This is a genomic window from Amphritea sp. HPY (assembly GCF_050870985.1).
Taxonomy (GTDB): domain Bacteria; phylum Pseudomonadota; class Gammaproteobacteria; order Pseudomonadales; family Balneatricaceae; genus Amphritea.
Genome location: NZ_CP194015.1, coordinates 943,988 through 958,140, shown reverse-complemented (window position 1 = coordinate 958,140; position 14,153 = coordinate 943,988). Strand labels below are relative to the sequence as shown.

The 14,153-nt window shown below is 49.9% G+C and carries 16 protein-coding genes and 1 tRNA gene; 11 read left to right on the top strand and 6 right to left on the bottom strand.

Annotated features, from left to right (window positions below):
* The first annotated feature begins 15 nt into the window (after positions 1–15).
* The 4 genes from ACQUQM_RS04010 (at position 16) to hpf (ending at position 3,501) form a co-directional block, all read left to right on the top strand.
* Positions 16–987 carry a type II secretion system F family protein gene (locus tag ACQUQM_RS04010; protein WP_432473195.1) on the top strand — a complete coding sequence of 324 codons (972 nt, stop codon included), beginning with the start codon at positions 16–18 and terminating at the stop codon, positions 985–987.
* Positions 988–996: 9 nt separating this feature from the next.
* On the top strand, positions 997–1,953 hold the full coding sequence (locus ACQUQM_RS04005; RefSeq protein ID WP_432473194.1) for a type II secretion system F family protein: 957 nt from the start codon (positions 997–999) through the stop codon (positions 1,951–1,953).
* A 45-nt stretch (positions 1,954–1,998) separates the two neighbouring features.
* Positions 1,999–2,979, top strand: coding sequence for a tetratricopeptide repeat protein (locus ACQUQM_RS04000; protein WP_432473193.1), 981 nt, complete (start codon positions 1,999–2,001; stop codon positions 2,977–2,979).
* Between the two features lie 162 nt (positions 2,980–3,141).
* Positions 3,142–3,501 carry a ribosome hibernation-promoting factor, HPF/YfiA family gene (hpf, locus tag ACQUQM_RS03995; RefSeq protein ID WP_432473192.1) on the top strand — a complete coding sequence of 120 codons (360 nt, stop codon included), beginning with the start codon at positions 3,142–3,144 and terminating at the stop codon, positions 3,499–3,501.
* A gap of 84 nt (positions 3,502–3,585) precedes the next feature.
* Here hpf and ACQUQM_RS03990 read toward each other — a convergent pair whose 3' ends face one another.
* From ACQUQM_RS03990 to ACQUQM_RS03970, 5 genes are all read right to left on the bottom strand, one after another.
* Positions 3,586–4,296, bottom strand: a complete 711-nt coding sequence (locus ACQUQM_RS03990; RefSeq protein WP_432473191.1) for an SH3 domain-containing protein — start codon at positions 4,294–4,296, stop codon at positions 3,586–3,588.
* Positions 4,297–4,470: 174 nt separating this feature from the next.
* Positions 4,471–4,680: a dodecin gene (locus ACQUQM_RS03985; protein ID WP_432473190.1), complete on the bottom strand. Its 210-nt coding sequence runs from the start codon at positions 4,678–4,680 to the stop codon at positions 4,471–4,473.
* Between the two features lie 105 nt (positions 4,681–4,785).
* Positions 4,786–6,294, bottom strand: a complete 1,509-nt coding sequence (locus ACQUQM_RS03980) for a peroxidase family protein (RefSeq protein WP_432473189.1) — start codon at positions 6,292–6,294, stop codon at positions 4,786–4,788.
* A gap of 272 nt (positions 6,295–6,566) precedes the next feature.
* Positions 6,567–6,950, bottom strand: coding sequence for a c-type cytochrome biogenesis protein CcmI/CycH (locus tag ACQUQM_RS03975; protein WP_432473188.1), 384 nt, complete (start codon positions 6,948–6,950; stop codon positions 6,567–6,569).
* A 94-nt stretch (positions 6,951–7,044) separates the two neighbouring features.
* Entirely contained in the window at positions 7,045–7,704 is a 660-nt protein-coding gene (locus ACQUQM_RS03970) for a glutathione S-transferase family protein (protein WP_432473187.1), read from the bottom strand.
* A gap of 188 nt (positions 7,705–7,892) precedes the next feature.
* Between ACQUQM_RS03970 and ACQUQM_RS03965 the strand changes: the two genes are divergently transcribed.
* Positions 7,893–9,098, top strand: a complete 1,206-nt coding sequence (locus ACQUQM_RS03965; RefSeq protein WP_432473186.1) for an EAL and HDOD domain-containing protein — start codon at positions 7,893–7,895, stop codon at positions 9,096–9,098.
* A gap of 19 nt (positions 9,099–9,117) precedes the next feature.
* Here the strand turns inward: ACQUQM_RS03965 and ACQUQM_RS03960 are convergent.
* Positions 9,118–9,193 (bottom strand) — tRNA-Glu (locus ACQUQM_RS03960).
* A 283-nt stretch (positions 9,194–9,476) separates the two neighbouring features.
* On the opposite strand from ACQUQM_RS03960, the gene ACQUQM_RS03955 reads away from it, so the two are divergent.
* The 6 genes from ACQUQM_RS03955 (at position 9,477) to ACQUQM_RS03930 (ending at position 14,120) form a co-directional block, all read left to right on the top strand.
* The gene (locus tag ACQUQM_RS03955; RefSeq protein WP_432473185.1) at positions 9,477–9,668 is read left to right on the top strand and encodes a hypothetical protein; all 192 of its coding nucleotides are present in this window, start codon (positions 9,477–9,479) and stop codon (positions 9,666–9,668) included.
* A gap of 318 nt (positions 9,669–9,986) precedes the next feature.
* Positions 9,987–10,775, top strand: coding sequence for a putative hydro-lyase (locus ACQUQM_RS03950; RefSeq protein WP_432473184.1), 789 nt, complete (start codon positions 9,987–9,989; stop codon positions 10,773–10,775).
* A 22-nt stretch (positions 10,776–10,797) separates the two neighbouring features.
* Entirely contained in the window at positions 10,798–11,532 is a 735-nt protein-coding gene (locus ACQUQM_RS03945; protein ID WP_432473183.1) for a 5-oxoprolinase subunit PxpA, read from the top strand.
* 20 nt (positions 11,533–11,552) lie between these two features.
* Positions 11,553–12,242: a 5-oxoprolinase subunit PxpB gene (gene pxpB, locus ACQUQM_RS03940; protein WP_432473182.1), complete on the top strand. Its 690-nt coding sequence runs from the start codon at positions 11,553–11,555 to the stop codon at positions 12,240–12,242.
* Complete coding sequence (locus tag ACQUQM_RS03935) at positions 12,239–13,177, top strand: biotin-dependent carboxyltransferase family protein (RefSeq protein ID WP_432473181.1); 939 nt, start codon at positions 12,239–12,241, stop codon at positions 13,175–13,177. The genes pxpB and ACQUQM_RS03935 overlap by 4 nt, the downstream gene beginning before the upstream one ends.
* Before the next feature lie 88 nt (positions 13,178–13,265).
* A complete protein-coding gene (locus ACQUQM_RS03930; protein WP_432473180.1) occupies positions 13,266–14,120 on the top strand; it encodes a DUF4392 domain-containing protein in 855 nt (284 codons plus the stop codon).
* Positions 14,121–14,153 lie beyond the last annotated feature (33 nt).

The window sequence follows — 14,153 nt, the reverse complement described above, 5'->3', positions numbered from 1 at the left end:
ATAGGAGGTTACGCCATGTCACAACAAATGATATTTCTAGCGATGGTGTTTGTAGCCGTATTTCTGCTGATGATGGGACTGGCGGTACCGGTATTTGGCGAAAGTCAGAAGACCCGCAGCCGGTTACGTAAACGGATAAAAGAGATGGCACCGGAAGCCGATGCCAACGCCATCACAGTATTGCTGCGCAAAAAATACCTTAACTCACTCTCACCACTGGAGCGAAGCCTTGAATCCCTGCCCGGTATGGAAACATTATCGGACACGATCGAAAAGGCGGGCTATAACATAAGGGCTTACCAGCTGGTACTCTGGATTCAGTTGATCGCCATCATTGCTATGGGGCTGTGCTGGCTGCTGACCCGTAGCGGGACGATGGTCGCTATCATAGGCTTGCTGACCGTGGCCATCCCGATTTTTAAAATTATCCATGCCAAACGTCAGCGAATTGCACTGTTTGAAGAGCAGCTGCCCGATGCGATCGATGTTATGAAGCGGGCCGTCAAGGCGGGCCACCCATTCTCTGAAGCCTTGCACCTTGTAGGAGATGAAATGGATGGACCGGTCGCCCATGAATTCAAACTGACATTCGCCGATCTCAACTATGGTAATGACCTGCGCCGGGCAATGCTTGGCCTGTTGGCCCGTGTACCCAGTGTTACCGTCATGGTGCTGGTATCTTCGATTCTGATCCAAAAAGATACCGGTGGTAACCTGGCTGAGATTCTGGAACAGATCGCACGGGTAATCCGTAGTCGATTCAAGTTCCAGCGCCGGGTCAAGACCCTTTCCGCAGAGGGCAGGCTTTCAGCCTGGATACTGGTACTGGTGCCTTTTGTCCTGTTTATCGCTATCTCTGTGACAAACCCAGGCTATCTGCCGATGCTGCTTAAAGACCCGACAGGTATTCAGCTGGTTATTGCCGCTTCGGTGGCCATGGTAATCGGCATATTCTGGATCAGAAAAATATTACGCGTAGACGTATAGGAGGCGGTCATGGAATATCTGGTCGGTTTAATCAACAACTACACCCAGGATGAAACAATCCTGCGGATCATTTTTATCGCTCTGTCGTCGATCACAGTTCTCGCTTTTGCACTGGCACTAGGATTTCTGGTCATAGGCATACTGGACCCCGTGCGACAGCGACTGACCCGACTTAAGCATCATACTACCGGGACATCGAGTGAAGCCGAGGCGATTGCCGACCGGGAACGGTCCATTAGCCAGAATTTACTGCCGGCCGGCTGGCAAAATTCGCAAACCAGAGCTCGCCTTGCCCATGCCGGTTTTCGCTCCGAGAGTGCGCAGGCTGACTATATCTCAATCCGCATTCTTTCAGTACTGATACTGCCAGCCATCACAATATTCGTGGTACAGCAAATTCCTGAGCTTGAAACCCGCCAGGTACTCATCTCAATTATCGCGTCGGTCTTAGCCGGCATACTGCTTCCGAGTATGGTGCTGGATTACCTGGTCGCAGCCCGCAAGAAAAAACTTCGCAACGGTTTTCCCGACGCGCTGGATATGCTGGTGGTCTGTGTGGAAGCGGGTTTGGGACTGCAATCTGCACTGCAGCGGGTCGCCGATGAGCTGAGTATCAGTCATCCGGAACTGGCCGATGAGCTTGCTTTGGTCAATACTGAAGTTCGAATGGGCGTAGAAAGGATGCAGGCGCTACGCAATATGGCTGACCGTACCGGGCTTGAAGATATTCGCGGACTGGTCACATCGCTGGATCAGAGTATGCGCTTTGGTACCAGTATTGCTGATACCCTGAGGGTCTATTCGGAGGAGTTCCGGGACAAGCGATTACAAAGAGCAGAAGAGCTTGCAGCTAAGATATCAACCAAGATGATATTCCCGCTGACCTTCTGTATGTGGCCATCATTCTTCCTGATTATGATTGGTCCTGCGTTGCTCGGGGTGCTATCAATGCTTTCTAAAGGATAAAACGCAAGCATTGTCTGCTATGAACTAATGCCAAGGAGCTGACCTATGATAAGTCATAGCCTGACCTGCAACAAAGCAACCCGATTTAGCATTCTGACATCGTTCTGTGTGTTGTTAGCCGGTTGCGCCGCCAACCAGCCCAGCAGCTCGGTGTCACAACAACAGTCCGAGCTCTATGAGGGCAAAGCGATACTTTCCCATCTTGCCGAGCAACAGGCTAAAACCCCGGAAGAAGCACTGGCTAAAGCCCGGCAGGCACATCAGTCCGGAGACATGGACAGGGCACTGTTTCAATTCATCCGCGCCTATGAACTGGATGATCAAAATAGCGTTGCGCTGGTCAGTATCGCCGAAATTCACTATCAGCGCAGGAACTATCAAACCAGTTACCTGGCTTACCAGAAAGCACTGGCAGTTAATCCCGAGCAAGCCGACGCCCATACCGGAAGCGGTATGATTTTACTGCACCGCAAGCAGTACACACTGGCCCAGGAATCCTTTAACCGGGCGATTGAGTTGTATCTTAAACAGCAACAAGCAGGTCAGCCACTGGTCGAAGCCTATACCGGCCTTGGCATTATCCACGATATTTATGGCCGCTATGAACAGGCCCGACTGAACTATACGGCAGCAACAAGTATTGCACCGGATAGTCCGGTGGTGCTCAACAACCTTGGCTATTCATTCTATATGCAGGAGAAATGGCCCGAAGCTGAAAATACGTTTGCCCGGGCCCTGCAGGCAGACAACCAATATCAGCCGGCATGGAAAAACCTTGGCCTGACATACGCCCGCCAGGAAAAATATGTTGCAGCGCTGGACGCGTTGGAGCAGGTTATGAACAGTTCACAGGCCTACAATGATATAGGCTACATCTGCATGATCTCACAGCGCTATAACCGGGCTGCCTATTTTTTTCGCAAAGCGATCTCTGAAAGCCCGCAATATTATAAAACTGCGCAACAAAACCTGACCCGGGTAAAGCGCCTGCTCGCCTCCAATCCCGATGGTAAGAGCAGTCTCTGATCAGCAATTAATCAGTTTAAGGTTACGCGGTCATTCTGATGATAAAAGAACGTAAAAATAGTGACTTAGGCTATTGCAATTATTTTTCAGAAGCGCATTCTGTAGTTGTAAAGAGAAGTACAGAGTTGTTAAATCAAGGTAATTTGCAGTAAGGGCAACACCATGAATATCAATATTACTAACCGTAATGACAAAGTATCTCCGGCTGTTCGTGAAAAAATTGAAGCCTGGTTAGAAGAGAGTCAAAAGCGCTATAACGTTATCACCAGCGCCCAGGTCACCATCGAAAAGAACAATGGTAAAGAGGAAGTAGTAGAAGCAACTATACATGCCACCGGTAAAGACCTGTTTGCCAAGGCAAGTGATGAGAATCTGTATGCCGCACTGGATGCATTAAGCCATAAGATCGATAAACAACTGGCTAAGATCCGTGACATTCAGACCAATAAGAAAGGCACCAGCAAGCCCCTCCCTGCAGCAGAGGAATCTGTTGGGGATGAACTGGAAGAGATGGAAGATTAAACCTCCTTTTGCTCTCAATATAAAAAAGGCTGAACAGATGTTCAGCCTTTTTTATTGCAATCTTCATATAGCATTCAACAGCTATCACTTTGGCTTCAGGAAACGCCCTACCATCCAGCCTGACAACTCTTTACCCAGCAGATCATAACGAATTTTCTTCCACTCACCCTGCTCGGCAATGATTTTCACCTGTTGATCCCGGTTCAACTGACCAATAACTGGAAAGCTGGTGTCAGGTCCCTGGCGGAAATTTACTTTTGAGCCTGTCACTCTATACAGGTTAGCCGTCTGGTTAACTGACGCGGTAACAGACTGCTGCTTAAAGTCTGCCGGTGACGTTACCGGTTTAAGATAAGCTGCTGCAACCCATGACTGAGCAGCGCTGCCCGAAGCAGTTCTATATCTGATTTTTGCCCAGTCCCCTTCAGAATGGAGCCGTTTTACAACTTGCTTACGGGACAAAGTGCCCAACACCTCAAAATCAGCACCCGGTCCCATACGTAGCCTTAATTTATCGACTGAAGAGCTAAAATAGTCCGTGCTATTCGCACCGGTTCCGGCGCGCACTTTTGCCTGCGCATTAATAGTGTTACTCAGCAACCAGCCCTTCAGAGGTTGTTTCTCAGGACTAAGAAAAAAGACTTTAGACCAATCCCCCTGTTCATCTATCTGCAGTAAAACCTGTCCGCGGGCCAGAGGAGCAACCACAGTGCCGTTCACAGAGGGCATGCTTAGTACCAGAGTATCCCGATTAACGCTGTAGTACTCAAATGCTGAAGCAATGCCAGATATCATTAATAGCGTCGCTGAGAATAGCAATGTTAAACTTTTTCTTATCACTGAAAACCCGCTCCCGAAATTCATTGAACATAGACGCATATCAGGAGCGGCTATGAACTCCCAAGGCAGGATGATAACAAGCTACGAGGTTATCGCAACCGGCATAATCAGATCACGCCTGAGGCAGCACTAGTCGTCAAGCCGGAAGCCCAGTTTCATCACTACCTGAAAATGACCTACCGTGCCATTTACAACATGCCCCCTGACCTCCTGCACTTCAAACCATTCAAGATTATGAATAGATTTGGCACTTCGCTCGACTCCCTGTCGGATAGCATCATCGATACTTTCGCTGGAGGAACCCACTACTTCGACTCGCTTATAAACATGATCTGACATCGTTTGATCCTCATTCGGCTGTTTTTATAAGGTAATGGCTATAAAGTAATAGCTTAACCATAGACAACCGTTGAAGATTCAGCGAAAAAATACCCTTCCGAATAACTACTTAACCTCCGGTCGGGCATAATTCATTCCTGCGTTATAAAACAGATCTGCCATTGTATAAGCGCTCGTACCGGTGTACGGCGAGATAAAGGGCTCCTGCACGATTGAATAGGGACTATTCTGTAATAAGCCAATCACAACCTCAGCCATTATTCTCCCCCCCACCTCGCCTAATGTTTCACCATCAGAATAACGCTTAGCCTCCTCCAGAATATACAGAAACAGAGGCGCTTCATGCATCGCCTCTGTCAGCTCAATATCCACCGAGGTATCACAGGGGTCGCCTGGATTACACAGACCTAACTGAGCATTACTCAGAGGTTCAAGACCCATTACCCGGGCAATTGCCTGACCACTAGGAAGGGCCAGCGCCCTTGAACGCATCAGATTCAATGTTGCTAAGCTGACAACAGTCCGGTCAACCACCCGGTTATCTGCAGCCAGGCCCTCATGGGGCAAGCCGGGGTCATCGGAAACCGGCAAACGAAGCATTGGACGGGCCAGTAAACGATCAATTTTCCGGCCAACCTGTAAGCCCCGGAACTGATCCTCATCGTCGTCAAGCCGTCCCTGTATCGAGTTTTCAAAATCAAAAAAACGTTGCCACTGAATCGCCATCCGGGCTGGTATCGGGCGGTGTCCTGCCAAATTCCGATCAAATTCAGAACGACTCAGGGGAAATAACCTGACTCGATGAAACCGATCATTCAGCGTATAGCGACCACGCACCATGGAGTGTCCGAAACGATTAACCGCAACCGAAAACTCAATCGGCAGTACCCCGTTGGCAGCTCGTTCAGACGTGTAATACCTGGCCCCGTTATCCAATACATCCTGTAACACGTGCCGGGGAACAAACAGTGGCAGATACTCACTCAGAATAATCGCCTGCCAATGGCGGATAGTCTCGCGCCGGGCCAGCTCAAACAGTATGGACTCAGGATGATTGTCAGCCCGCAGGCGATCAACCTGCACATTATGAAACCGCATCACCGCAGCTGTTAACTGAGCCAGATTGTTATTTTCGTCATTACGCTGATCAGGAATCTGAGCTTTACCAGCAGCATCGCGGGGAAAATCAAGAGGATTACCTCCTCTGTTGCCTAAACGCAGCTTAGCCGGGTCCTTCTGATCCCTGAGTGCTTCACGGCTATCGTGATGATACAAAGTATCCAGATCCAGCCAGGGTGATGAACGGTTTTTCACCTCAGAAGCTGCAACAGGCTTGCCTAATAATTCTGATCCCTGTTCAAAAGACAGATCATGGGTTAGTAGCTGGCCTACATAGGTATGGCCCACTGCAACAGAGGCGTTATTATCGGTGCCCCGATGCTGCGAATCTTCCATATAGGCAGGCTCCCTGGTGGCGGATGGATGACCTATCTGCCGTAGCTGAGCTAAAGAGGCAATGTGCGGGGGGAGGTCCGGAAACAGATAATCAAAACGATATTCAGCGCCAGCGACATTCGCCGAGACCAGTAGCATTCCCAAGATACTCTTATACATAGAAAATCCTTTTTCTATTTTCTCTTCAGTGCGTTTGAGCCGGCCAAGGACGTAAAGTACGCCATAGCGCTTTCGCAGCAACCTGAACAAGATTCTTCTAAAGCACTCTGGGCTTCAATTTATACGATGAGGTCACGGCTCACCCAATATGCAGACTCTAGCTATAACCTGAGGTTTAAACGTAATCAGAATACAACAGAAACTAAACGAGCGTTTAAATATTTATATCTCAATATCAATTACTCCTGACTAATATGAAATACGTTCGGGTTTTAACGCTTGATAGTCAGCCCGAGTTGATGGCTACTCTGCTTATGAAATGAAAGCGCCGGACTGCTGACGGATACGTCCTCCGGACCTTTTTGGTGGGGGTCTCCACTGCTGGAGACTTTGACAGTGACGACCACTTCAGGTTGATCGGCGATAGTATGCGTCGGCAACAGATACATATCTTCCGTCAGTATAACCTTGTTCGGCAATTCACTTATTCGGGTTGTATAAGAGCTTAACGGCAGTTTAGTACCCGGTGCTGCGGCAAACACATAGACTGGCCAGTCCTGGCTGAACGGCTGTACCGGCTTGTCCAGACTGACCGAAACCGTAATCGTCCGGGAGTTATCACTATTCAGCAGCAATCCTGCTATAAAGAGCAACAAAAGAAAACCGCCTGCTATCCATAAAAATCTATAATTTCTCAACATGCCAGACAGCCTTATTTACCCCGGACAGAGCATCTATACCGGTAAATACCTACATTACTGATTCGCCGTAAAACGAACGGCGGAATATAATTTCATCGTCACCAGCGACCGGCATCGAAACGATAAATGCGGGCCGCTGTTTCAGTGCCTGATAATACTCGTTAAGCTGGGGAAACTGCTTGATATCGGTAAAGTACTGGGCCAAATGAATACTGTAGCCCACCGCGATGTCCACCGTACTGAAGCCACCCTGAAGCAGATAATCCTGATGCTGCAAATGATTGTTGAGCAATTCCAAGCCCTTTTCGAGACGCTTGCGCTCAAGTTTCTGAACCGTTGCTGATCTGAGTTGTGGATCATAGATCACCAGATGCTGCTGCACCAGGCTGGCACCATGTACCGCCAGTGTCTCAGCATAATGCAGCCACTGTAACCATTGCGGACGCTCCGGATGCCCCACAGGCCTGCCCATCCGCTCAGGCGAATAGGTCTCACAAAGGTACTGACAGATCGCCCCGCTTTCATACAAAATCAGGTCGCCGTCCTGAAGCGCCGGAACCCGCGCCAACGGATGGATCGCCAGGTACTGCTCACTACGCAACTCAGTAAAAGGCATAACCTGCAAACGGAACTCAAGACCCAATTCATTAAGTAACCACAGCACGCGCATGGAACGTGCTTCATGGCAGTGGTAAAGAGTAATAGTCATGTATCCTCCAATAGAATCCGTATTGCGTTGATCGCATCATTTATACCACCCACTTTGACAGATAATATAATTTTTCAGCAGTTGATCGCCCTATACTACTTATCAGACTCTATTGTCGCAGATCTTTTTTATCATCAGGTCCGATCGTATCTTCACGGTAGTATCAGGTTAACTAGCAGGAGCGGCCGATGGCACAGGATATTCTGATGGCGCGTCAACCCATCTATGATACGGCCCTCAATGTAGTTGCTTATGAACTGCTGTATCGGGATAAGGCTAACGCTAATGCCAGTATTTTTGACGATGGAAACTTAGCCACCAGCCAGGTTTTGGTCAACAACTACACCAGCATCTATAATTCCGGTGAACTGAAAACACTACCGGCCTTTATCAACCTGACCAAAGATCTGGTGCAATCGGACCAGATTCCCGGGCTCAACCGCCATCATATAGTGATCGAACTACTCGAGGACATGGCCGTAGACGGTGACCTGGTATCCGGCGTGCAACGCTTGATTAAAGCCGGTTATCGCGTCGCGCTGGATGATTTCATCTATAGTCCTGAATACGACCCCATAATTAAGCTCGCGCATATTGTTAAGCTGGACCTGATGAATATGACCCGGCAACAGTTGATCGACCATGTCGAGATCCTTAAGCCTTTCAAAGTTACATTACTGGCTGAAAAAATCGAAACCCAGGAAGAGTTTGAGCTGTGTAAGGATCTGGGCTTTAAGTTGTTTCAGGGCTATTTTCTTTGCCATCCACAAATTGTCGAAGGCAAACGGCTGAATACCAGTGAACTGGTAGTAATCGAGCTAATGAGCCTGCTCGCAGATCCTGATATAACCCCGGCAAAGATAGAGCAAGTACTTAAAAAGGATCCTCAGCTGACCTATAAGATTCTCAGAATCGTCAACTCATCAGCTTATGCCCTGGTTCGAAAGATAGAAAGTATTGAGGAAGCCGTGGTATTGATAGGTATCGGGGAGATCAAACGCTGGTGCGCCCTGTTCTCACTTACAGGCGCCTCCGGCAAACCCGATGAACTGACCCGCCACACGCTGATAAAAGCAAGAATGTGTGAACTGATAGCTCCTACGCTCCACAATCTGCCACCTTCCAGTGGATTTATGATGGGTATTATTTCAGGCATGGATGCCCTGCTGGATATCCCGATAGAAGATATTATGGAACAGGTTGCTCTGACAGAAGATATTGAGCGGGCAATTCTGTTTGCTGAAGGCGACTACGGTGATCTGTTGTGCAGTGTTGATAGCTTTATTCAGGCCAAATGGCACAAGCTGCCAGATTCAGTTTCAGAACAACAGTTACACCAGGCCTATCTCGACAGCCTGAAATGGGTAACAGACACTATGAAAACAGTTGAGTAAGAAACAATCAAAGAAAGAGTGGCGTCCCATAGGGGGTTCGAACCCCTGTTACCGCCGTGAAAGGGCGGTGTCCTAGGCCACTAGACGAATGGGACGCTGCAGAAAACAGTGATTTAGCTGTTTAAAATCAGCATATTAATCACTGCCTTAGGACGACGCGTATATTACCTTGGCACATCATAAAGTCAACTGTTCAGCGGCCAGATTATCCAATATTGATACCGCTTTTTAGCATTAAAGCGCCTGATAACATTTATTTATCAGAAGTAGTAACCATTATTCATTAGACAGAACCCCTCCCTGACACCAGAATTAAACCATAATCCATCACACCAGCTAACCCTGTAAATTGGCCTGAAAGGCAAGAGAGATAGCACTATGAGCACCATGATGCCGCTGCATAAGTTTCAACAGATCCGTCACGTTGATGAAATTGTTGAGATGGCCAATGATAGCTGGTGGGTATATCGTCGCACGATCGGATACAACGGCACTCTGAGCACCATCGCCCGCGTAGTATTCTTTGCCCGCAGCAAGGAAGCCGTCGACAGCTGGATGGCCACGCAGTAATAGACCACTGCGATACTTTTTTAACCGGTTTCTAGTCACCTTTAGATTACCAGTTAACAGGCCGACCAGCGATCCTGGTCGGCCTGATCCCCTGCATAATCCGGCATGCGCCACGATTACCCCGATCGGATTCTACGAATAAGAATCAGACGATTTCATGTGCCAACAAACGCGCAGCTCTTCTGATAGATAACAGTTATCACTTTTTGCAATACACTTGTATATAACAGTGCCATTGCAAACCGGAGCCAGATCGCTCCGCTCAATACACTCAGGTCCGGGCGATCAGACCGGCCTGCAACAGCTGAAGGTTTTTAAATGAAAGCAGATATGACACCTTTTGAATTGCGCCAACAAACTCGTAACGGTGAATTTACCGGCAACACCTCCGGTTTCGCTCAGGGTTTTGTTCAGGGTAACCTGGCCATTATGCCGAAAGAATGGGCCAACGAATTTCTGCAATTCTGTCAGTTAAACCCTAAGCCTTGTCCAATTATTGGTATGTCCAGCCAGCCGGGTGAGTTTATGTTGCCGGATCTGGGCCGGGATCTGGATATCCGCTCTGACATTCCCAAGTACCGGGTCTATGAAAACGGTGAAATGACTCAGGAAGTAGATGATGTCAAAGCGTTCTGGCGTGATGACCTGGTCACCTTTGTTCTCGGCTGCTCCTTCTCTTTTGAAGAAGCCCTTATTGCCGATGGGCTTGAAGTACGCAACATCGCCGAAGGCGTTAACGTACCGATGTACAGAACTAACATTGAGTGTCGTAGTGCTGGCCGCTTCAGTGGCACTACAGTTGTCAGCATGCGACCAATGAAAGCTGCAGATGCGATCCGTGCGGTACAGATTTGCACCCGTTTCCCTTCTGTTCATGGCGCACCATTACATTTGGGCGATCCATCATTGATCGGAATCAACGACATCAACACCCCTGATTTCGGCGATGCCGTAACCATTAAAGAGGGCGAACTACCTGTATTCTGGGCCTGCGGTGTAACACCTCAGGTCGCTATCGAACAGGCGAAACCACCGTTCTGTATTACCCATAGCCCGGGCCACATGCTGGTAACTGACCTGCCAAACAGCCGCCTGGCGATTCTGTAAGCCGATTATAAGGAGAACAACTATGTCTTTACGTCTTAATTGTGATCTGGGTGAAAGCTTCGGCTCCTGGAAAATGGGGCTTGATGAAGCCGTTATGCCGCATATTGATCAGGCTAACATCGCCTGCGGTTTCCACGCCGGCGATCCGCTGGTAATGCATAAAACCCTGGCCCTGGCGAAAGCCAATAACGTGACTATCGGCGCTCATCCTGGCTACCCGGATCTGGTTGGTTTTGGCCGTCGCAGTATCAAGGCGACAGCCGATGAACTGAAAGCAGCAGTGCTGTATCAGGTTGCAGCAATGGACGGCATGGCGGCATCCCAGGGCATGACCCTGGAATACGTTAAGCCACACGGCGCTATGTATAACGACATGATGGCTGACGCCGCTGTTCGCAAAACTATTTTGCAGGCGATGGCCGAATACCACCGCCCACTGGTTCTGATGCTGCAAAGCACGCCGCATGCAGAGCTGCATCTTGAAGAAGCCGAAACTGCCGGTATCAAGCTATGGTTCGAAATCTTCGCCGACCGCTGCTACGACGACGACGGCAAACTGCTGGCCCGCACTAAAGCCGGCGCGGTTCATACAAAAGATAAAATGCTGGCGCAGGTTAAGCAGCTCAAAGAACAAGGTACGGTAACCACTGTCAGTGGTCATACTTTGGTCCTGCGGGCCGACACCCTTTGTGTTCACGGCGATAATATGGATGGCGTTAATGCTATTCAGGAGATCCGTGAGCTGATCAGCCTATGAATGGGATGGTGAATAATACTATGCGTATCGAAGTGGCCGGCGAAAACGCCCTGATTATCTACTTTGGCGAGCAGACCGATCCACGGGTCTCCGCGCAGGTACAGCAAGCTGTCACAATTCTGGAAACAGAGCTGGACGGCCTGCTGATCGATATGGTGCCTTCTTATGCGTCCCTGCTGGTAATCTATGACATGCTGGCCTGCGACCATCTTGAAGTGCGCAGCCGTATTCGTAAGGTGCTGAATCAGCTTGAAGATGCGACCAGCAGCGAGGGTAAGATCGTTACCCTGCCGGCATACTACAGTACCGAATCAGGCCCTGATCTGGCGGACCTTGCGAAGCGCGCGGAGCTTAGTATCGAAGAAGTTATTCAGCTGCATAGCGAAATGGAATATCGGGTTTACGCAATCGGTTTCGCACCGGGCTTCGCCTACCTGGGTGAAGTAGATGCCCGTATCGCAGCACCACGCCTGTCAACACCGCGCATGAAAGTACCCCGCGGTGCAATCGCCATTGCCGACCGCCAGACAGCTGTTTATCCTGCGGTTTCCCCGGGCGGCTGGAACCTGATCGGCCTCTGTCCAACCCGCATGTTCGATCCCGCGGCAGAACCGACTATGCCGGTTCAGGTCGGCGACCGGATTAAATTTAATCCGATCACTAAAGACGAGTTTCTTGCACTGGGCGGCGAACTGGGAGAAGTACAATGAGCGGCTTTAAAGTACTGCAACCGGGTTTGCTGACGCTGATTCAGGATGCCGGTCGTTTTGGCCACCACCGTATCGGTCTGACCACAGGTGGGCCACTTGACGCCCTGGCGTTCAAATGGGCTAACCGTCTGGTCGACAACCCGATGAACAGCACCCTGCTTGAAGTCAGTATCGGCGGCCTGGTACTGGAAGCTGAAATCGATACCAATATCGTTCTTGCTGGCGCCGAAATGCCGCTGAAGATAAACGGCATCGAGCAGGATCGCTGGCATGCACATAAAGTAAAAGCAGGCGATCGTATTGAAGTTGGCTTCTCCAGCCAGGGCGCCCGCGCCTATCTGGCGGTCTGCGGCGGCTTTCAGGTAGAACACAGTTTCTCCAGCAGTGCCACGGTAACCCGCGAAGGGATCGGTGGTATTAGTGGTGAAAAGCTACAACAGGGTGATTACCTTAAATGTCAGCCGCGGAGTGATCAAAAAGCCTACCGCCTGCCGGAACAGCATCGCCCGGACTACTTTGATGATATTACCTTGCGGGTCATTACCGGCTACCAGCAACACGCCTTCAGCGACTACCAGAAGCGCCTGTTCTTCAGTAGTGAATACAAGGTAACCGACCGTGCTGACCGCATGGGCTACCGTCTGGAAGGACCGGAAGTGAAACCGTCATTCGATGGCATCCTGTCTGAAGGGATCTGCCACGGTGCGATTCAGATCCCTGCCGACGGCCAGCCAATCGTATTGCTGAACGATCGTCAGACCATCGGTGGCTACCCTAAGATCGGCTCCATGATCGCACTGGATACAGCCCGTATGGCACAGCTTCTGCCGGGCTCACGGATATCTTTCGAAGAAATCACTATCGATGATGCCCACAACCTGCACTGTCTGGCCCACGTTCTGTTTGAACGGACCAAGCCTGAACAGGTGGACTAACAAAAACGGTTCAGCACAAGACAGACATACCTGTAGCTACTCTTTAGTGAGCTCAGGTTTTAAGTAACTTTTTAGGAAGCCAAGCCCCATGTCACAAAATAAGATCAATGAGGCTGCTTTAAGTAAGCAGATTGAAGACGTTCTGGTTGCCCGTAACCTGCGTGGAATGAAAACCGTACAGCCAGCACTGGCAAGCGGCTATTACATGCGCGCCGCGCGAATTCTGAACAAATGTAAAGGCCACGTACTTATAGGCACTGGCTTTCCTGTTGTCGATACTTTCGAAACCGATGGCCCGGTTGGCGCTATCGCCCTGTATCAGGCATTGGAAGCACTTGGCGCAACTCCGGTTATCGTCTGTGGCCCACCGGTATCTCAGGCTCTGATGGCCGAATACCGGGTACATGAAATCCGCGTTGGCGAGCACCAGGAACGTACTCTGGAAGCTTTTCAGGCACTTTATAACTACAACCCTGATGCGGTCCTGTCCATTGAACGTCCGGGCCAGGCTGCCGACGGTGGCTACTACAATATGCGCGGCGAAAGCATTAGCGCTCGCACCGCCTGTTTTGACACTTTCGTCAACAACGCTAAATGTCCAACGATTGGCATCGGTGACGGCGGTAACGAGATCGGTATGGGTAACATTACCGAGGCCCTGAAAGATCTGGATATCCATGCTGCAGCCACTCAGGTAGACGAGCTGCTGATCGCCGACGTTTCCAACTGGGGCGCCTACGGTCTTATCGCTTTCCTCAGCCTGTGGAACGAACGCGACCTGCTGGGTGAGATCAAGCCGTTGGAGATTCTAGAATATCTGTCACAGCTGGGCAGCGTCGATGGTGTTACCCGAGCCAACGAATTGACCGAAGATGGTCTGCCGGTCGAAGAAGGTAAGAGCGTAATTGCTGAACTGCGCGCGTTGATCGGCTACGCAGATTAAAAGCAGAACTCAGATTAAAAGCAGAACGCAGAA